This window comes from Mycobacterium sp. (assembly GCF_035274705.1).
Taxonomy (GTDB): domain Bacteria; phylum Actinomycetota; class Actinomycetes; order Mycobacteriales; family Mycobacteriaceae; genus Mycobacterium.
Genome location: NZ_DATENY010000087.1, coordinates 41415 through 61006, shown reverse-complemented (window position 1 = coordinate 61006; position 19592 = coordinate 41415). Strand labels below are relative to the sequence as shown.

The window sequence follows — 19592 nt, the reverse complement described above, 5'->3', positions numbered from 1 at the left end:
GGCATGCCAACCGAGAACATCACCGACCACGCCGTCACGGTCATCATTGGACAGCGCGTGCGCCCCAGCGCCGAGGAGCAGTTCCTGGCATGGCAACACGGGCTCAACGAGGCTGCGTCACGCTACCCGGGATTCGTCGGCGCTGAAGTCACCGCGCCCACCGAAACGCAACCGGACTGGGTGGTGATCTACCGCTTCGATTCGATCGCCAACCTGCGAGCGTGGTTGAACAGCTCCACTCGCCAGCAAGGAATGGAGACAGGCACACAATATTTCGACGGCCCGCCCACCCAGCAGATCGTCGGTGGTGCCGCCAAACCGGCAGATCAACTGGTGACGGTTGTCGCTACCCATCGCGTCGAGCCAGGTGACGTCGACGAGTTCCTCGCCTGGCAGGAACAACTTCGGTTGGCCGAGAGCAAGTTTGATGGCTACCGAGGCACCGAGCTGTTCCGGCCGGTCGAGGGCGTGCAGGACGAGTGGACGGCGATGTACCGCTACGACAACGTCGCGGACCTGGAAGCGTGGATGACCTCCGACGAGCGCAAGCAGTTGCTCGAGGAAGGCAAGAAGTTCCGCGACTTCCAGCTGCGTACCGTGGAGAATTCCTTCGGCAGCTGGTTCGCCTTCGACGACAAGGGCAACCAGGTGCCCCCGCCATCGGATATCAAGACGTCCTTCGCGGTCTGGGTCGGCATCTACCCCACTGCGATGACGATCATGCTCCTGCTGTTTCCGTTGCACCTGCCGGTCTGGGTAGGCACGCTGCTGGGAAACCTGTGCTCCAGCTTCATCCTCACCTTCGTGACGATGCCGTACTACGCCAACCGACTACTCAAAGGCTTCCTGTGGCCGCCGGCTGGTGAACCGAAATCACGCACGGACATCCGAGGCGCCGCCATCGTCGTTGCATCCCTGGTGTTCTGGGCGGTGGTATTCGGCCTCATCTGGAAGTTCTGGCGCGAGCCCTGACGCAATCTTCTTGCCCATTCGAAAGGACCAAGTGATCACTATGCCAGTAACCAACAACGCAGTACCCGAATTCATGAGTCCGGTCCTCGACGCGAGGCCGCCCGCCAGCGCGCGAGAGGTGGCCGAACACGCCGTCCTGGCGCTGAACTCGTCGATGATGGGTTTGTACGACGAATCGCTGGCGACGTTCAAGCAGAACATGCGTGAGCGAGTGCCCATCATCGTGGCGCTGTTCAGCGGTCAGGGCGGTCAGATGATTCTGTACCCACCCGGACAGCCACCGAAGGTGGCGGCCCCGGTACCGATCGTCTATCAGATCGCCAAGTCGGTTGGCCACAGCACCATGGCGATCTACGAGGTCGTTTCACCCTACTTGGACGATCCCCGCGCGAATCTGCTGTGGCGTGCGCCGTTGGCGACGTACCGGACACAGAACCAGGTGGCCCTCGAAGGCATAGATGCGCTCGATATCCCCGAGGACGACCGAACCGTATTGCGCACGATTCTGGAACGCAACGTGGCCTTCATGGACGACTGCCTGGCAAACGGAAGCTACAGCTACAGCCAACTCGAGGAGTTCATCCGCGGCACGACGCCCTTGTCGGTCAAGGCTATTGGCATTGCCGCAGGTGCTCAGGTGGGCCACTGGATGAGGGTCGTCGAGGACTGGAAGGACGAACTCGGCGCGGCTTGGGAGCACACGTACGCCGTGAACAACACGATGTATGTGACGCGGCAGAACAACATCCTCTACAGCATCCTCGTTCAGTTCATGGGCACCGAGACGATGGGGGAGCGGTTGTTGCTCGTCGAGACAGCGGAGTTCGAGACGACCCCTGAGAAGCTGCTTGACGTGCTGGCCCGCATCGTCGCCGATCGGTCCCTGGGAATGGTGTTCTTCCGTGACTTCTACGCGATGGACGTCGAGCTCCTGGGCGGCGGCGGCCGGGCGGTCATCGAACGCGAGATGGCCAAGCGCGGAAAGACTGCCGTGCTGCCGAGCCTGGCGCCGTTCCGTTCCAACGACTGGCCATGGAAGACGGACCCCACCAAGGGAACCGGTCCCGCGCGGCTGGAGGATGCAGTCCCCAGCTGTCCAGTTCTCTGAGTGCTCAACGCGGATGCCAGAATGCTCTCCACCGTCGGCACGTCCCCGGCCGTGATTGCGGTAAGCCAGCGCGATTCTTGCGCCAAGACGTCAGCGGACGGGTCAGGGACTACCGGCATCGCCGGATTGGAAGCGGAATTCGCGCACGCATCGGGCGTGGCTCGACGCGGGCGTGCAGATGGTTGCGATGGCGGCGGGCGCAGCGGTGACCGCAAGGACAACGATTGCTGCACAACGGATTTAGGCTACTTATGCCGAATCGCAGGTCAATTCCGCACCCAACGGATCTTCTTGTCATTATCCAGCTAATTCGTCGCGCTATGTGTTATGCAATATCGGCGGAAGTACCGGCAAGCCGATTCCAGGGGGAAGGAAGGACCCGTCATGATGATCAAACTCCCGTCCGTGATGACCCTCGCTGCTTGTGTCGCCGCCCTGGCTGCGCCGGTGGCGCACGCAGACCGTGCGGAACCTGTACCGATCTACGGGTCCTACAACACGTTCCTCGACCATTCCAGGCAGACCTTCAATGGCCGCCCCGAGGCATCCGACCCCTCGGTTCAGGGAGCCGGCTTTACCACGTCATGCGACGCGAAGGGATGCACGGCGCATTGGATGCGGCTGACGGACCTCGCGGAAAACCCCAATGCCCCAGCGCTATTCGACTACCACTGGAACGTCGACCGGTGGGAGTCAAGCGGGGACTATCCATTCCACTGCGACGGCGGCGGCGCTGTGACGGCCTTCCGGTCGGACTTCCTGGTACCCAATTCTGACGGCAGCTTCTACGGGGAGCGGACATTTACCGTGGCTGACCCAGGCTGCCCGGGTGATGGAGCAGGAACGTACTGGCTGCCGTTCAACCTCACACCCATCGACGCGCCGCCACCCGCGGGCCAGTGATCGCCGAACGATATGCCCGCATAATGCGCGTCCAAAGAAACTAGCCGTCGCCTGGCGGCGGGGCGGACGACTCTTCTTCTAAGCACCCCTCGGCCACAGCGTGTTTGATGCTGTCGGCCAACTTCGGACAAGCACGCGTGCGGGCTGAGTCGCCGCCCGACTGTCGGATCTCGCTGAAGTACGCGCAGCGCTGCGACGCCTCGGCGTTCCATTGCACCGAGGTGTGCGCCGGACCGAGCTTCTTGACCTGCACCGTGACATGGCAGAACCGGCAGTCGACCGATACCAGGCCGGACGTCAGGTAACGCTCCCGGTCGCGCTGCGTCGCTTCGCGCACAGCTGCCAACCGAACCGGATCGGAGGCGAAATTCGGTGCCCCGGAAAAAGTCCGAGCACGAATCTCCGTATTCCCGTCGTGGCCATGGTCGTCATCGTCATGTGCGCCATAGAGCCTCAGCATCGACCGCGCCAGCTGGTCGACGTCTGGTGCTTCCTCGCTCCGGCTCATTTAAGGGACCTGAGTCGTCTGTCCTTCCGATTTCTCTTCGGCCTGCCGCTTGAGGTTCTCCTCGACCTCGACGTGCCACTTCTCGTTGGCCGCCGTGGTGTCGATCTCGATCTCGAATCGGTCGGTCATATCGGGCGTGACGTCTGCGGCGTCGACGTAGAACTGCTGATACCACCGGCGCATCTGATAAACGGCGCCGTCTTCCTCGACGAGCAGCGGATTGTCGATGCGGGTCTTGTGCTTCCAGATCTCGACGTCCTGCAAGAAGCCCTTGCTGACGCCTTCGGTGAACACCCGGGCCAGCTTGTCGGTGGTCTCCTCGTCGAGCCCCTTCGGCTTTTCGACGATGACGCCCCACTGCAGCATGAACGAGTTCTGGGTGACGGGGTAGTGACAGTTGATCAGTATCGACTCGGCCTTGAAGCCGCCGTAGCTGTTGTGTAGCCAGTTGATCATGAACGACGGGCCGAAGTACGACGCCTCAGAATCCAAATGCGCTTCGCCGTATGTCGTTCCCATGTCGTCGATGTCGGGCCTGCCGACGTTGTGCAGGTACTGCGAGGCGACGTGACCCTCGAAAACGTTCTTGAAGTACGTCGGTAGACCGAAATGGATGTAGAAGAAGTGCGCCATGTCGGTGACGTTGTCGATGATGTCGCGGCAGTTGGAGCCCTCGATCAGGATCGAGTTCCACCGCCAGTCGGTCCACTCGTCGCTGGCCGCCTCGGGGATGTCCGGGATCTGTACCTCGGGCTGCGGCGGGTTGCCCTCGTGGTCGTTCCAGACGAACAGCAGGCCGCCGCGGACGTCGGTGTGCCACGAGCGCGTCCGCGCGAGTCGTGGTGTGCGCTTGGCGTAAGGCACCAGCTTGCACTTGCCGTCGCCGCCCCAGCGCCAGTCGTGGAACGGGCAGGCGACCTCGTCGCCCTTGACGGTCCCCTGCGCGAGGTTGCCGCCCATGTGCCGGCAGTAGCCGTCGAGGACCTTGACGTCTCCATGGGAGTCGGCGAAGACGACCACCATGGTGCCGAAAATCTCAACGCCGTGCGGCTTGCCGTCCAGGTAGTTGTTCACAGGGCCAAGGCAGTGCCAGCCACGCGCGTACCTATCCGGCAGCGCGCCGGTGTCGATCTCGCGGATGCCTGCGGTTTCGGTGCTCACGTCGAGCCTCCCAATCTGTGCTCTCTAACTAGAACACGTTACAGTTTTTGCCTCCCCGCGCGCAATCTAATCGCGTTTACCTGCGGTATATCTAGACGATGCCGTTGTACTCATTCGAGGGCCGTTCACCGACGATCGACCCCGGCGCGTTCATCGCCCCTACGGCCACGCTGGTCGGCGACGTCCACGTCGAGGCTGGCGCGTCGGTGTGGTTCAACGCCGTCATCCGGGCCGACTTCGCGCCCATCATCGTTCGCGAGGGCGCCAACGTGCAGGATTGCTGCGTGCTGCATGCCCCGCCTGGTATCCCCGTCGACGTCGGGCCGGGCGCCACGGTCGCGCACGGCTGCGTGGTGCACGGGGTGCACATCGGCGCCCAAGCCGTGTTGGCCAACCACTGCACGGTGCTCGACGGCGCGGTGATCGGGGTGCGCAGCCTGATCGCCGCGCATTCGCTTGTGGTCGGCGGCACGAAGATTCCCGACGAGGTGTTGGTGACCGGCGCACCGGCCAAAGTCAGGGGTCCGATCGCCGGCACCGGCGCCGAGATGTGGGTGAACACCAACCCAGGCGCGTACCAAGACCTGGCCCGTCGCTACATCGACGGAATGCGGCCCGTCGGCTAACCGTGCGCCGTACCGTTGTCCGCATGCCGATTGGTCAGGTGGCCGAGCTGTGGCGCTATCCGGTCAAATCTCTGGGCGGCGAGCGGCTCGAACACGCCGAGGTCGGTGCCCGCGGAGTTCTGGGTGACCGGCTCTGGGCCGTTCGCGACCTCGAACACGACATCACTGCGTCAGCCCGTCGTCTTCCTAAACTCCTGAACGCCACGGCCCGATACAGCAGCCCAGTTTCATCGGATGCCGGCGCGGGCAACGTGCCGGAGGTTGAAATCACCTTCCCCGACGGCACGGTCATGTCCAGTAGCGACCCTGCGGTGAACGCCAAGCTGTCAGAACTCGCGGGCCGTGACGTCAAGTTGACCGCATTGCCGCCGGCTGAGGACACCAGCCTGCACAGGCTGCGTCGCGAGCACCAGACGGATGGCCTGTCGTCAGCTACGTTGCGCTCCGACTTCGGCGTCGGTGAGGGCGAGAGACTGCCCGACCTGTCGGTGGTGCGGATGGCGGACATCCTGACCCTTGGCCGTTATTCCACTCCGCCCGGCACGTTCGTCGACCTGGCGCCGGTGCACGTTTTGACGACGACCAGCCTGGCGACCATCGGCGCCGAGGTCGGTGACGATCTCGATGTACGCCGATTCCGGCCCAATATCTTTGTGGCACTCGACAATCCCGATGACGAGCTCCCGGAGTCGCAGTGGATAGGAGGTCATCTCGCGATCGGCGGAGTAGTTCTTGATGTCGCGATGCCGACAATTCGCTGTGTTGTCCCCAGCCGCGCGCAACCGGGACTAGAGGTCAATCGGCAAATCACGCGCGCGGTCGCCGCCAGGGCACAGCGGTGCCTCGGTGTCTACTGCGGCGTCACCAGTGGCGGCAGTGTTCGTGTCGGTGATGACGTGTCCGTCCAGTCTGTCTACACGCCGCGGACACGAAAGTTGCTTGGCGACGCCGCGCGCCGTACGAAGCGGCTGGCTTTTGGTCTGGCGACTGCGGCTGCGGATCGTCTGTCGCGCTAGATTTTGCGGGCGCTCGCGGTGGCGCGGTCGAGCTCCCAGTAGGCCCGCAGCGCGGTGATCTTGCCTTCGTCGTTGACCCGGTAGGTGAATACGCCTTCCGCGACGACTTGGTATCCGGCGGCTTTGATCACGATGTTGCCGACGTTGGCTTCCTCGTTGCCGCACTGGTATGTCTCGACGAAGTTGAACTCGAGCTCGCTGGGCGCAATCGCCTTGTCGTAGAAGGCCGCGATGGCCTCTTTGCCGCGATGGCCCTTGCCCTCGGGGTCGAAATGTGACGGTCCGATCGGGTCCTCGACGATCGCGTCGTCGGCGAAATTGGCAAGCCACGCCTGCTTGTCGTGGGCCATCGCCGCTTCACGCGAGCGCTTGCCGGCCACGTGTGCGGGATGGTCGGCATTGGTGACGGTCATTGCTGCCAACCCGAGTGGATGTAAGTGTCGGCGAATCGCTTCAGCGAATCCTTCTTCTTGTCCAGTGGCGCGTCGAAGCCCAGGCCGTCGAAGATCCACGGGATGACGATGTTGTCGGTGACGCCGGCCTCTGCGAGCTCGCGGTGCCCGTCGACGCCGAACTTGTCGATGCAGACCGCCTGGAACTCGAACGGCTCGTCGGCGCGGCCGTATTCGGCCCGCAGCTCGTTGAGCTCGGCGATGGTTTCGGCCAACTGAGCACCGGTCATCATCGCGCTGGTCCAGCCGTCGCCAATCCGGGCGGCACGTTTCAAAGCGACCTCGGTGTGCCCACCGACGTAGAACGGCACCGGCTTCGACGGCGCGGGACTCATCTGCAGCTTGTTGAAGTCGTAGAACTCGCCGTGGAATTCGACCATCCCGCCGTCCAGCACCAGCTTCATCACTTCGATCATCTCGTCGACGCGCTTGCCGCGCTTCGCATAGGGCACGCCGCACCACTCGAATTCCTCCGGCGCCCAGCCGATTCCGACACCCAACCCGAATCGGTTCTTGGTCAGGATTGCTACGGACCCCACCTGCCGTGCCAGCAGCAGCGGATTCCGGGAGCCCAGCTTCATCACATTGGTGTAGAACTGCAGCGTCGACGTCACCGCGCCCATCGCGCCCGCCACGATCAGCGGGTCGGCCCAGGGGGTGTCCTCATTCCACATCCGGGAGCCGTCGGCGGTGTACGGGTAATCTGCGGACTGCTTCTCCATGTAGAAGATCGAATCCGGCAGCGCGATCGAATCGAACCCGACTTCCTCGGCGGTCTTGGCGATTTCGATCAGGTCGTCGAGTGGGCTCATCGCCACGCTGCAGGTGTACTTCACGGCTTATCCGCTGGCTTGTCGGAGCTGACTACCCACATCGAGTAGTACTGCGACCCGCCGCCGTACGCGTGGCCCAGGGCCTTGCGGGCACCCTCGACCTGGTGGTCGCCGGCCTTGCCCATCACCTGGATCGCCGCCTCGGCGAACCGGATCATGCCTGAGGCGCCAATGGGATTCGACGACAGCACGCCGCCGGACGGATTCACCGGCAGTCGACCGCCGATCGCGGTCTCGCCGGCCTCGGTCAGTTTCCAGCCTTCGCCTTCGGGCATGAACCCCAGGTTCTCCAGCCACATCGGCTCGAACCACGAGAACGGCACATAGATCTCGGCCGCATCGATCTCGTCGATCGGGCTGGTGATCCCCGCCGCCTTCCACAACGCCTTGGCGGCGTCACGACCGGCCTGCGGGTTGACCTGGTCGCGGCCGGAGTAAGCCAGCGGTTCTGTGCGCAGCGCCGTGGCGTGGATCCATGCGACGGGGTGACCGTCGGCGACGCGCTTGTCAGCGATGTCCTCGTTGCCGATTACCAGCGCGCATGCACCGTCCGACGATGGGCAGGTCTCGTCGAAACGGATGGGGTCCCATAGCATCTGGGACGCCATCACCTTCTCCAGCGTGATGTCGGGCTGGTGTAGATGCGCCAGTGGATTCTTGGCGCCGTTGAGCCGGTCCTTGACCGCCACCATCGCGCCGATGTGGTTCGGAGCACCCGAGCGACGAATGTAAGACCGCACGTGTGGTGCGAAATAACCACCGGCGCCTGCGCCAACGGGCTTGGTGAACGGCACCGGAATGCTCAACGCCCACATGGCATTCGATTCCGACTGCTTCTCCCAAGCCATCGCCAGCACGCGCCGGTACTTGCCCGACTGCACCAGGCTGGCGGCCACGACGGCGGTCGAGCCGCCCACCGAGCCCGCGGTGTGCACGCGGATCAGCGGCTTACCGGTGGCGCCGACCGCGTCGGCCATGAACAGCTCGGGCATCATCACGCCCTCGAAGAAGTCGGGCGCCTTGCCCACCACGACGGCGTCGATGTCGGCCATCGTGGCGCCTGAGTCCGCCAGCGCCTTGTCGATGGCCTCGCGCACAAGGCCGTTCATCGAAACGTCCTGCCGCTTTGCAACGTATTTCGTCTGCCCAGTGCCCAGCACCGCGGCCAGTTGACCTGCCATGGCTACTTCCCTTCCAGGACGGCGACGAGATTTTGTTGCAGCGCAGGACCGCTCGTGGCATGCGCCAGCACACGTTGCGCCGAGCCGTTGAAGATGTGCTGCGCGGCAAAGCCGATGCGTTCCAGGCCCGCCGAGAACATCGGGTTGGCCGCAAGCGCGCCGCCGGACGGGTTTACCTGCGTCGACGCCGGCAAGCCGATCGCCTCCGTCAGGATGAGTTGCTGGTGGGTGAACGGCGCATAGATCTCGGCCACCTCGATGGAGCCGGCGTCGCCGCCGGTAGCGGCCTTGGCCGACGCTTCGGTCGACGGCGAGGTGGTCAGGTCCCGCGCGCCCAACACCGGGGTTTCGATGCGGTGTTCGAAACCGGTTATCCAGGCTGGGTTCTCGCGGAGTTCACGGGCCTTGTCACCCGCAGCGAGCACGATCGCGGACGCGCCGTCGGTGATCGGCGCGATGTCGTGGCGGCGGAGCGGATCCGCGAAGTACGGCCGGGCCAGCAGCTCATCGATGCTCTTGGCGGGTTTCTCGGAATCGGTGCGCTGGGCGACCGCGAACGAATCCAGCGCCACCTGAGCCATCTGCTCGGCCGTCCACTTGCCGGCGTCGAGACCGAACCGCGCCTGCAGCCCGGCGATCGACACCGAGTCGGGCCACAGCGGCGCGACGGAGTACGGGTCGGTCTGCAGGGCGAGCACGCGGCGCAGGGTGCCCGCCGACGACTTGCCGAAGCCGTAGACCAGCGCGGTGTCCACCTCGCCCGTCAGCAGCTTGATGTAGGCCTCATAGAGCGCCCATGCCGCGTCCATCTCGACGTGCGACTCGTTGATCGGCGGCACGGCACCGATCGAGTCGATCGCCGAGATGAACGAAAAAGCGCGGCCGGCAAGGTAATCCGACGATCCGGAGCACCAGAAGCCGATGTCGGTCTGCTTGAGCCCGAGCTCTTCGTAGATCGAAGCAAAGCACGGCATCAGCATTTCCACGCCGTTGGTGGTGCCCTCGGTGCGGCGCACATGCGGCGCGTGGGCAAAGCCCACGACTGCTACGTCTCTTCCGGCCTGTGTCATTGATCTGCCTTTACAGGTGGTGCTTGTAGGTGTCATAGTCCGCGTCGGGTTCGCCGGTGGGACGGAAGTAGTCGATGTTGTCGATGCCCAGGCCCCACTCCTCGCGGGGCTTCCACACCGCCTCGACCCGCATGCCCATCCGCACGTCGGCGGCCTCGATCTCCAGAATGAGATGCAGGAACGGGATATCCGCACCATCCAAAAGCACATATGCCGCGACGTACGGCGGTTTGATGCGCTGGCCGGCGAACGGGATGTTGATGATCGCGAACGTCGTCACCGTGCCCTTGTCGGGCAGCTCGATGAACTGGTCGAGCTGCTTGCCGGTGGCGGGATCCGCCTCACGCGCAGGGAAATAGACCTTCCCGTTCTTGCCTGTCCGCGCCCCGAGCAGCTTGCCCTCCTCGAGCCCCCGCAGGAACGTGCTCTCCGGAAGCGACGCGGTGTGCTGGATCTCGATGGTCGACGGCGTCACCTGCACGGTCACCGGGTCGCGTTCGTCCTTCGGCCCTCCCGGTTCGGCAACTGGGTCTTGCTGCGCGCCTAGCGCGAAGTACGCGATATCCGTGATCGCCCCGACCGGCTCGTCGACCCAGTGTGCGTGCACCCGTGCCCCGGCGCTGATCGCATCTGCCGACCCGGCGTCCACCGCGTGCAGCAGCGGAGTGTCCGCACCGTCCAGCTTGATCAGCGCGAATGCGAACGGCCGGTCCAGCGGTTGGCCCTCCAAGGGCTGCGGTTGCCAGGTCCAGGACACGACGGTGCCGACGCTGGCCACCGGTACGATTTCTGTCAATCGTTCATAGGTGACGGGGTCGAATTCGGCCGGCGGCACGTGCACTCGCCCATCCGAACCTCGCACGCCGACGATGCGTCGCTCGCGCAGGGCAGTGAAGAATTGGCTGAGGAGTGGTCCGACTGAACGGGTGTAGTCGAAGGACAGCTTCAGCGGCGCCGAAAGCGGCGGCTCATGCTGATCGATCTGCACCGGGCTGCTTTGGCTGGTGGTCACGGCATCGAGTAGAACAGGTTCTAAGAGCGGTTTCAAGCGACCGCCAAAAGGGTTAGAGAGGCGAGCTAATGAAGCTGGGACTTCAGCTGGGTTATTGGGGCGCACAGCCGCCGGAAAACGCGCCTGACCTGGTCGCCGCCGCCGAAGAGGCCGGCTTCGACGCGGTGTTCACCGCCGAGGCGTGGGGCAGCGACGCGTACACGCCGCTGGCCTGGTGGGGATCGCAGACCAAGCGCCTGCGGCTGGGCACGTCGGTGGTGCAACTGTCCGCACGGACTCCGACCGCGGCCGCGATGGCGGCTCTGACGCTCGATCACCTGTCGGGCGGGCGCCACATCCTCGGAATGGGTGTGTCCGGGCCGCAGGTCGTGGAGGGCTGGTACGGGCAGAAGTTCCCCAAGCCGCTGGCCCGCACCCGTGAGTACATCGACATCGTGCGCCAGGTGCTTCGCCGCGAAGGGCCGGTGGCCAGTGACGGGCCGCATTACCCGCTGCCGCTGACCGGTGAGGGCACCACGGGGCTGGGCAAGAGCCTCAAGTCGATCACCCATCCGTTGCGCGCGGACATCCCGATCATGCTGGGCGCGGAAGGACCGAAGAACGTCGCGCTGGCCGCCGAGATCTGCGATGGCTGGCTGCCGATCTTCTACTCGCCGCGGCTGGGTGAGATGTACAACGAGTGGCTGGACGAGGGTTTCGCCAGGCCGGGCGCTCGCCGCAGCCGTGAGGACTTCGAGATCTGCGCGACGGCCAACATCGTCATCACCGAGGACCGCAGCGCTGCGTTGGCGGCGATGAAGCCCTACCTTGCGCTGTACATGGGCGGGATGGGTGCTGAGGACACCAACTTCCACGCCGATGTGTATCGCCGGATGGGCTACGCCGAGGTCGTCGACGACGTGACCAAGCTGTTCCGCAGTGATCGCAAGGACGAGGCGGCCAAGATCATTCCCGACGAGCTGGTCGACGACGCGGCCATCGTCGGCGACATCGACTACGTGCGTAAGCAGGTCACGGCGTGGGAGGCGGTCGGCGTGACGATGATGGTGGTGGCCGGTCGTTCGCTCGAGCAGATCAGGGAGCTGGCGACACTCGTCTGATCGACTATTGCCGTGCGACTAGAACGCGTTCTAGATTGACCGGATGACTGCTTCGCAGCACACCATCGCCGGAACCGTGGTCACGATGCCGGTGAAGATTCGCAAGGCGAATCAACATATGGCGATGTTCTCCGTGGACGCCGGCGCCGCGCAGCGGATGATCGACTACAGCGGAATGCAGGTCTGCCGGTATCTGCCCGGCCGCGCGCTCGTGATCCTGATGCTCATGCAATACGTCGACGGCGACCTGGGCCCGTACTACGAGTACGGCACCAACGTGATGGTCAATCCGCCAGGGTCGAATGCGAGCGGCGTACGTGCCCTGCAGTCGGCCGGTGCGTTCATCCATCACCTTCCGGTCGACCAGTCGTTCACTTTGGAAGCGGGCCGGACGATCTGGGGTTATCCAAAGGTAATGGCCGACTTCACCGTGCGGAACGGCCGGCAGTTCGGATTCGATGTCAGCATCGACGGCCAGCTTGCCGTGGGCATGGAATTCCAACCGGGGTTGCCGGTGCCGTCGGCGTTCACCTCGCGCACGCAGGCGCACAACACGTACTCGCATCTCGACGGGGTCACGCGGGAGACACCGGGGGAGATGACGCTGACCGGGGTGCGGTACGGGCTGGGCGGTGCGCGCGTATGGCTGGGGGACCACCCGTATGCCAACGAACTGGCGGCGCTCGGCCTGCCCAAGCGGGCGCTCGTGTCGAGTTCCGCCGCGAACGTGGAAATGTCGTTTGGCGACGCGCAAGTCGTCCACTGAGAAAGGGCGGTCAATGACGGGAAGCTCGATCGCGGCTTCGCCTCCGGCTACGAAGCCGGACGTAGATCTGACCGACGGCGCGTTCTACGCCGGTGATTCGAGGTCGGTCTACAAGTGGATGCGCGAGAACGAACCGGTGTTCCGGGACCGCAATGGCTTGGCCGCCGCGGCGACGTACGCGGCGGTGATCGAGGCCGAGCGCCAGCCGGAGCTGTTCTCCAACGCCGGCGGCATCCGGCCCGATCAGCCGGGCGTGGAGATGATGATCGAGATGGACGACCCGCAGCATCTGTTGCGGCGCAAGCTCGTCAACTCGGGATTCACGCGCAAGCGCGTGAAAGATTTGGAGTCCTCGATCGGCTCGCTGTGCGACACGCTGATCGACGCGGTCTGTGAACGAGGGGAGTGCGACTTCGTCTGGGACCTCGCCGCGCCGCTGCCGATGGCGGTCATCGGAGACATGCTCGGCGTGCGTCCGCAGGAACGCGAGATGTTTCTCAAGTGGTCCGACGATTTGGTCAGCTCCTTGAGCAGCACTGCGGCCGATGCGGACGTGCAGGTGACGATGGACGCGTTCGCGGCCTACAGCGAGTACATGAACGGCATGATCGCCGAACGCAAGGAGCAGCCCAGCGACGACCTGGTCAGTGTCCTCGTGCACGCGGAGGTGGAGGGGTCGAAGCTCGAGGACCATCAGATCGTCACCGAGGTTCTCCTGCTGCTGATCGGTGGCGACGAGACCACTCGGCACACCCTGTCAGGGGGAACCCGGCAGCTACTGCTTCACCCCGACCAACACCGGCGTCTTGTCGATGACTTGAGCTTGTTGCCCAACGCAATCGAAGAGATGCTGCGCTGGACGGCGCCGGTCAAGAACATGGCTCGAACGATCACCGCCGACACGGACTTTCACGGCACTCGTCTCAAGGAGGGCGAGAAGATGATCCTGCTGTTCGAGTCGGCGAACTTCGACGAGAAGATTTTTGAGAGCCCTGAGTTTTTCGATATCGAGCGCTATCCCAACAACCACCTGGCGTTCGGCTTCGGCACGCATTTCTGCCTGGGCAACCAGCTCGCGCGGCTCGAGCTGTCGATCATGCAGTCGAAGCTGCTGAAGCGACTGCCGAATATGCGTCTGGCGTCCGACGACGAGTTGCCGCTGCGCCCAGCGAACTTCGTCAGCGGCCTCGAGTCGATGCCGGTGAAATACACCCCGACAACGCCACTCGCCAGCTAGCGCGAGGTCCGTCACAGGTCGCGGCGTCAGATCGCCGCCGATGCATACACTGCGGTCATGGCCGGGCTGTTGCAGATCGAGGACTGCCTCGACGCCGACGGCGGCATCGTGTTGCCGCCTGGGGTCACGCTCATTTCGCTCATCGACCGCAACATCGCGAACGTCGGCGACACGGTGGCCTACCGCTACCTCGACTTCACCCGGTCGGACGCCGGACAACCCAGCGAGATCACCTGGACCCAACTCGGGATCCGCCTGAGAGCTATCGGTGCGCGCATTCAGCAGGTTGCCGATCGGGGTGATCGGGTTGCGGTGCTGGCGCCACAGGGCCTTGACTACATTGCAGGGTTCTTCGCGGCGGTGAAGGCGGGAACCATTGCGGTGCCGTTGTTTGCGCCCGAATTGCCCGGCCATGCCGAGCGTCTGGAAACGGCGCTCAACGACGCCCAGCCCATCCTCGTGCTCACCACCGAGGCCGTCAGGGAACCGGTGCAAGCGTTCCTGGCGACGATTCCGCCTTCACGACGGCCGCACGTCATCAACATCGACGAGATACCCGACTCGGCGGCAGAAGCCTTCACCCCGGTGGCAATTGACGTTGCAGACGTCTCTCATCTGCAGTACACCGGGGGCGCGACGCGACCTCCTGTCGGCGTGGAGGTCACCCACCGGGCGGTCGGCATCAACCTGCTGCAGATGATCCTCGCGATCGACCTCCTTGACCGAAACACCCACGGCGTCAGCTGGTTACCGCTCTACCACGACATGGGCTTGTCGATGATCGGCTTTCCCGCGGTATATGGCGGCCACTCGACGCTGATGTCGCCCACCGCGTTCATCCGCAGGCCGCAACGGTGGATACGGGCGTTGTCGGCCGGATCCCGCGAAGGTCGCGTCGTCACCGCCGCGCCGAACTTCGCCTATGAGTGGGCCGCTCAGCGTGGGCTACCCGATCCCGGTGACGATATCGACCTGAGCAATGTCGTGTCGATCATCGGATCCGAACCCGTGAGCATGGACGCGATCCGCGCCTTCGATAAGGCGTTCGCGCCCTTCGGTTTACCGCGATCGGCCGTCAAGCCGTCCTACGGAATCGCCGAGGCGACACTCTTCGTCTCGACCATCGAGCCGAGCGCCGAGCCGACTGTGAGTTACTTCGACCGCGAACAATTGGCTGGCGATAGAGCGGTGCGGATTGCGGCCGACGCCCCCAATGCGGTGGCGCACGTGGCCTGCGGTCAGGTCGCGCGAAGCCAGTGGGCCGTGATCGTCGATGCCGAAACCGCCGAGGAACTGTCCGACGGCACTGTCGGTGAGATCTGGCTGCACGGCGACAATGTCTGTCGAGGCTATTGGGGCCGGCCCGATGAAAGCCGCGCCACCTTCGGCGCAAGGCTGCAGTCGCGATTGTCCGCCGGTAGTCACGCGGACGGTGCGCCGGCCGCAGGCGAGTGGCTCCGCACCGGGGATCTCGGGACGTATCTGGATGGTGAGCTCTACGTCATCGGCAGGATCGCCGACCTCGTGACCATCGACGGTGCGCATCACTATCCGCAGAACATCGAGGCCAGCGCGGCGGAGGCGTCGCCGATGGTGCGACGGGGCTACGTGGCGGCGTTCACCGACGAGCGCCAACGCCTGGTGATCGTCGCCGAACGCGCGGCGGGTACCGCCCGTGACGATCCGCAACCTGCGATCGAGGCGATTCGCAAGAGGGTGTCGCAGGAACATGGGCTAGCGGTGTTCGACATTCGGTTCCTGCCCGCGGGCGCCATCCCGCGCACGACCAGCGGCAAGCTTGCCCGGCGGGCGTGCCGCGCGCGCTACCTCAGCGGGAAATGTTGAAAGTGCCCGCCTGGGAGCGACAACTCAGCGACAACGGTCGACCGCAGCGGTTTGTCGCTCGAAAGTTGCGCCGAGGCGGGCAAAAAGTGGCCCGCGCGTTGCGGCGACGGATGTGGTTGAAGAGACCTAGCGCATCTTGAAGTTCGGCGACCGCTTCTCCTTGAAGGCCAGCGGGCCTTCCTTGGCGTCCTCGGAGAGGAACACCTCGATGCCGATCTTCGTGTCGATCTTGAAGGCGTCGTTCTCGTGCATGCCCTCGGTCTCGTGGATCGTCTTGAGGATCGCCTGCACCGCCAGCGGGCCGTTGTTGTTGATCACCTCGGCGATCGCCAGTGCCTTCTCCAGCGCTGAGCCATCCGGGACGACGTAGCCGATCAAGCCCATCTCCTTGGCCTCGGCGGCCGTGATGTGCCGCCCGGTCAGCAGCAGATCGCACGCCACCGTGTAAGGAATCTGGCGCACCAGCCGCACTGCCGAGCCGCCCATCGGGTACAGGCTCCACTTGGCTTCGGAAATGCCGAACTTGGCGCTTTCGCCCGCGATCCGGATGTCGGTGCCCTGCAAGATCTCCGTGCCGCCCGCGATCGCGGGGCCCTCGACGGCGGCGATCAGCGGCTTGGTGAGCCGCCGGCCCTTCAGCAGGGCGTCGATGCGCGACGGGTCGTAGCTGCCGTCCTTGAACGAGTCCCCCGGTGGTTTGGCCGTCGCTGCCTTGAGGTCCATGCCCGCGCAGAAGTAGCCGCCGGCGCCGGTCAGGATGCACGACCGGATCTCGGGATCGGTGTCGACGCGGTCCCACGCCTCGACCATGATCGAGAGCATCTCGGTGGAAAGCGCGTTGCGGGCCTCGGGCCGGTTCAGCGTCAAGATCAGCGTGTGTCCGCGCTGCTCAACGAGGGCGTCGGGGCCTTTTTCGGTGTTTTTTGGGTCGATCACGGACCGGCCGCCTTCCTGCCTCATTGCCACAGACTTGTCAGAAAATGTAACACGTTCTAATTTAGGGCCGTGGCCCTGAATATTGCCGATCTCGCCGAGCACGCCATCGACGCCGTGCCTGACCGCGTCGCACTGATCTGCGGTGACGAGCAAGTCACCTATGCCGAACTGGAGGAGAAGGCGAACCGCCTCGCCCACTACCTCCTCGACCAGGGCGTCAAGAAGGACGACAAGGTCGGGCTGTACTGCCGCAACCGCATCGAGATCGTGATCGCGATGCTCGGCATCGTCAAGGCCCGCGCCATCCTCGTCAACGTCAACTTCCGCTACGTCGAGGGCGAGCTGAAGTACCTCTTCGAGAATTCCGACATGGTCGCCCTCGTGCACGAACGCCGCTACGCCGATCGCGTCGCCAACGTCCTGCCGGAGACCCCGAGCGTCAAGACCATCCTGGTTGTCAACGATGAGAGCGCCGGCAGTGACGAAACATTCACGCGTTACGGCGGCGTCGAGTTCTACTCGGCGATCGCGCAGGGCTCTGGCGAGCGCGACTTCGGTGAGCGCAGCGCCGACGACATCTATCTGCTCTACACCGGCGGCACCACCGGCTTCCCCAAGGGCGTGATGTGGCGCCACGAAGACATCTACCGAGTGTTGTTCGGCGGCACGGACTTCGCGACGGGTGAGCCCATCAAGGACGAGTACGAGTTGGCCAAGGCCGCCGCCGAGAACTCGCCGATGATCCGCTACCCGATCCCGCCGATGATCCACGGCGCCACGCAGTCGGCCACCTGGGGCGCACTGTTCGCGGGGCACACCGTCGTACTCGCACCGGAGTTCAACGCCGACGAGGTGTGGGAGACGTGCGAGAAGAACAAGGCCAACCTGCTGTTCTTCACGGGTGACGCGATGGCGCGCCCGCTGCTGGACGCACTGATTGCGGCCCAGGCCAAGGGGAGGGAGTACGACCTCTCGTCGCTGTTCTTGTTGGCCAGCACCGCGGCATTGTTCTCGACCAGCATCAAGGAGACGTTCCTCGAACTGCTGCCGAATCGCGTCATCACCGATTCGATCGGCTCCTCGGAAACAGGCTTCGGCGGTACCAGCATCGTGGCCAAGGGTCAGTCGCACACGGGTGGGCCGCGGGTCACCATCGACAAAACCACTGTCGTCCTCGACGAGGACGGCAACGAGGTCAAGCCGGGGTCCGGCGTGCGCGGTCTCATCGCCAAGCGCGGTCACATCCCGGTCGGTTACTTCAAGGACGAGAAAAAGACCGCCGAAACGTTCAAGACGTTCAACGGCGTCCGCTACTCGATCCCCGGCGACTACGCCGAGGTCGAAGCGGACGGCAGTGTCACGATGCTTGGCCGTGGCTCGCAGTCGATCAACAGCGGTGGGGAGAAGATTTACCCCGAGGAAGTCGAGGCCGCGCTAAAAGGCCATCCAGATGTGTTCGACGCGTTGGTGGTCGGCGTGCCGGACGATCGATTCGGCCAGTGCGTCGCCGCTGTCGTCCACCGGCGCCCGGGCACCAACCCGACGCTGGCTGAACTCGACGCCTTCGTGCGTCAGGAGATCGCGGGATACAAAGTGCCGCGCAAGGTTTGGTGGGTGGATGAGATCCACCGCACCCCAGCAGGTAAGCCCGACTATCGGTGGGCAAAGGACACCACCGAGGAGCGGCCCGCCGATGATGCTCACGCCAGCCACGTAGGAACGCCGTCCTGATGCGAACCGAGCTGTGTGACCGCTTCGGCATCGACTATCCGATCTTCGTCTTCACGCCATCGGAAAAGGTTGCCGCTGCGGTCAGCAAGGCCGGCGGGCTCGGTGTGCTCGGCTGTGTGCGGTTCAACGAGCCCGACGATCTCGAGGCCGTCCTGAATTGGATGGACGACAATACCGAGGGTAAGCCGTACGGGGTCGACATCGTCATGCCCACCAAGGTGCCCACCGAGGGCACGGCCGTCGACATCAACAAGTTGATCCCGCAATCGCACCGCGACTTCGTCGCGAAAACCCTTGCCGATCTCGGGGTTCCGCCGCTGCCGGACGACGAGGCACGTAGTGAGGGCGTGCTGGGCTGGCTGCATTCGGTGGCGCGCTCGCACGTCGAGGTGGCGCTCAAACACCCGATCAAGCTGATCGCCAACGCGCTTGGCTCACCGCCGAAGGACGTCATCGACCAGGCTCACGAGGCCGGCGTCCCCGTGGCGGCGCTAGCCGGTAGCGCCAAGCACGCTCAGCGGCATGTCGACAACGGTGTCGACATCGTCGTCGCGCAGGGCCATGAGGCCGGTGGACACACCGGCGAAATCGGTTCGATGGTGCTGTGGCCGGAAATCATCGATGAGTTAGCCGCGCTTGGCCATAAAACTCCGGTACTGGCGGCAGGCGGCATCGGCACGGGCCGCCAGGTCGCAGCGGCGTTGGCCCTTGGTGCGCAGGGAGTCTGGATGGGCTCGGCGTTCCTGACGTCCGCCGAATACGACCTCGGCCACCGCAAGCCAAGCGGTGTCTCCACGATTCAAGAAGCACTGCTGCGCGCGAATTCCAGCGACACCGTGCGCCGCCGCATCTACACCGGAAAGCCGGCGCGGCTGCTCAAGACGCGCTGGACCGATGCGTGGGATGCGCCCGACGCGCCCGAGCCGCTTCCGATGCCGCTACAGAACATTCTGGTCAGCGAGGCCCATCAGCGGATGAACGAGTCCGACAATCCCGACACGGTCGCGATGCCCGTCGGCCAGATCGTCGGGCGCATGAACGAGATCCGCCCGGTTGCCGACATCATCGCCGAGCTGGTGGCCGGGTTCGCGGATGCCACCCAGCGCCTGGATGACATCCGCGACAGCTGACCCTG

19 protein-coding genes are annotated in these 19592 nt (G+C 64.5%); 11 read left to right on the top strand and 8 right to left on the bottom strand.

The annotated features are described in order from the left end of the window. The first annotated feature begins 3 nt into the window (after positions 1–3). The 3 genes from VJV41_RS18635 to VJV41_RS18625 all read left to right on the top strand — a co-directional run bounded on the left by VJV41_RS18635 (position 4) and on the right by VJV41_RS18625 (position 2983). A complete protein-coding gene (locus VJV41_RS18635) occupies positions 4–972 on the top strand; it encodes an antibiotic biosynthesis monooxygenase (protein WP_325336323.1) in 969 nt (322 codons plus the stop codon). A 40-nt stretch (positions 973–1012) separates the two neighbouring features. After that, positions 1013–2080: a hypothetical protein gene (locus tag VJV41_RS18630; RefSeq protein WP_325336321.1), complete on the top strand. Its 1068-nt coding sequence runs from the start codon at positions 1013–1015 to the stop codon at positions 2078–2080. A 384-nt stretch (positions 2081–2464) separates the two neighbouring features. Then, positions 2465–2983 (top strand): hypothetical protein, encoded by a 519-nt coding sequence (locus VJV41_RS18625; protein ID WP_414684989.1) that lies wholly within the window; start codon positions 2465–2467, stop codon positions 2981–2983. Positions 2984–3023: 40 nt separating this feature from the next. Here VJV41_RS18625 and VJV41_RS18620 read toward each other — a convergent pair whose 3' ends face one another. Then, complete coding sequence (locus VJV41_RS18620) at positions 3024–3491, bottom strand: hypothetical protein (RefSeq protein ID WP_325336319.1); 468 nt, start codon at positions 3489–3491, stop codon at positions 3024–3026. Continuing rightward, positions 3492–4652 carry a Rieske 2Fe-2S domain-containing protein gene (locus tag VJV41_RS18615; protein WP_325336317.1) on the bottom strand — a complete coding sequence of 387 codons (1161 nt, stop codon included), beginning with the start codon at positions 4650–4652 and terminating at the stop codon, positions 3492–3494. It abuts the gene before it with no gap. A gap of 98 nt (positions 4653–4750) precedes the next feature. Here VJV41_RS18615 and VJV41_RS18610 point away from each other — a divergent pair, with 98 nt between their 5' ends. Next, positions 4751–5278: a gamma carbonic anhydrase family protein gene (locus tag VJV41_RS18610; RefSeq protein ID WP_325336316.1), complete on the top strand. Its 528-nt coding sequence runs from the start codon at positions 4751–4753 to the stop codon at positions 5276–5278. Between the two features lie 23 nt (positions 5279–5301). Further along, entirely contained in the window at positions 5302–6294 is a 993-nt protein-coding gene (locus VJV41_RS18605; protein ID WP_325336314.1) for an MOSC domain-containing protein, read from the top strand. Here VJV41_RS18605 and VJV41_RS18600 read toward each other — a convergent pair. Genes VJV41_RS18600 through VJV41_RS18580 form a run of 5 tightly spaced genes read right to left on the bottom strand, consistent with a single transcriptional unit; the run spans position 6291 to position 10842 of the window. Further along, the gene (locus VJV41_RS18600) at positions 6291–6707 is read right to left on the bottom strand and encodes a nuclear transport factor 2 family protein (RefSeq protein ID WP_325336313.1); all 417 of its coding nucleotides are present in this window, start codon (positions 6705–6707) and stop codon (positions 6291–6293) included. The two genes, VJV41_RS18605 and VJV41_RS18600, sit on opposite strands and share 4 nt — an antisense overlap. Continuing rightward, positions 6704–7582 carry a TIGR03619 family F420-dependent LLM class oxidoreductase gene (locus VJV41_RS18595; RefSeq protein WP_325336311.1) on the bottom strand — a complete coding sequence of 293 codons (879 nt, stop codon included), beginning with the start codon at positions 7580–7582 and terminating at the stop codon, positions 6704–6706. The genes VJV41_RS18600 and VJV41_RS18595 overlap by 4 nt, the downstream gene beginning before the upstream one ends. Beyond that, complete coding sequence (locus VJV41_RS18590; RefSeq protein WP_325336309.1) at positions 7579–8760, bottom strand: thiolase domain-containing protein; 1182 nt, start codon at positions 8758–8760, stop codon at positions 7579–7581. The genes VJV41_RS18595 and VJV41_RS18590 overlap by 4 nt, the downstream gene beginning before the upstream one ends. A 2-nt stretch (positions 8761–8762) precedes the next feature. Further along, on the bottom strand, positions 8763–9830 hold the full coding sequence (locus tag VJV41_RS18585; protein WP_325336307.1) for a thiolase domain-containing protein: 1068 nt from the start codon (positions 9828–9830) through the stop codon (positions 8763–8765). 10 nt (positions 9831–9840) lie between these two features. Then, positions 9841–10842 carry a Zn-ribbon domain-containing OB-fold protein gene (locus tag VJV41_RS18580; protein ID WP_325336305.1) on the bottom strand — a complete coding sequence of 334 codons (1002 nt, stop codon included), beginning with the start codon at positions 10840–10842 and terminating at the stop codon, positions 9841–9843. A 68-nt stretch (positions 10843–10910) separates the two neighbouring features. Here VJV41_RS18580 and VJV41_RS18575 point away from each other — a divergent pair, with 68 nt between their 5' ends. From VJV41_RS18575 to VJV41_RS18560, 4 genes are read left to right on the top strand one after another with little or no spacing between them, the layout of a single operon-like run. Further along, positions 10911–11942, top strand: coding sequence for an LLM class F420-dependent oxidoreductase (locus VJV41_RS18575; protein WP_325336303.1), 1032 nt, complete (start codon positions 10911–10913; stop codon positions 11940–11942). A gap of 43 nt (positions 11943–11985) precedes the next feature. Beyond that, positions 11986–12708, top strand: coding sequence for an acetoacetate decarboxylase family protein (locus tag VJV41_RS18570; RefSeq protein WP_325336301.1), 723 nt, complete (start codon positions 11986–11988; stop codon positions 12706–12708). Between the two features lie 13 nt (positions 12709–12721). Continuing rightward, positions 12722–13945, top strand: a complete 1224-nt coding sequence (locus VJV41_RS18565; RefSeq protein WP_325336299.1) for a cytochrome P450 — start codon at positions 12722–12724, stop codon at positions 13943–13945. Positions 13946–14002: 57 nt separating this feature from the next. After that, entirely contained in the window at positions 14003–15790 is a 1788-nt protein-coding gene (locus tag VJV41_RS18560; RefSeq protein WP_325336297.1) for a fatty acyl-AMP ligase, read from the top strand. Positions 15791–15916: 126 nt separating this feature from the next. Here VJV41_RS18560 and VJV41_RS18555 read toward each other — a convergent pair whose 3' ends face one another. Beyond that, positions 15917–16723 (bottom strand): crotonase/enoyl-CoA hydratase family protein, encoded by an 807-nt coding sequence (locus tag VJV41_RS18555; RefSeq protein ID WP_414684992.1) that lies wholly within the window; start codon positions 16721–16723, stop codon positions 15917–15919. 72 nt (positions 16724–16795) lie between these two features. On the opposite strand from VJV41_RS18555, the gene VJV41_RS18550 reads away from it, so the two are divergent. Together VJV41_RS18550 and VJV41_RS18545 are read left to right on the top strand one after the other, a co-directional pair. Beyond that, a complete protein-coding gene (locus tag VJV41_RS18550; RefSeq protein ID WP_325336293.1) occupies positions 16796–18457 on the top strand; it encodes an acyl-CoA synthetase in 1662 nt (553 codons plus the stop codon). Beyond that, positions 18457–19587: a nitronate monooxygenase family protein gene (locus tag VJV41_RS18545; protein ID WP_325336291.1), complete on the top strand. Its 1131-nt coding sequence runs from the start codon at positions 18457–18459 to the stop codon at positions 19585–19587. The genes VJV41_RS18550 and VJV41_RS18545 overlap by 1 nt, the downstream gene beginning before the upstream one ends. Positions 19588–19592: the final 5 nt, after the last annotated feature.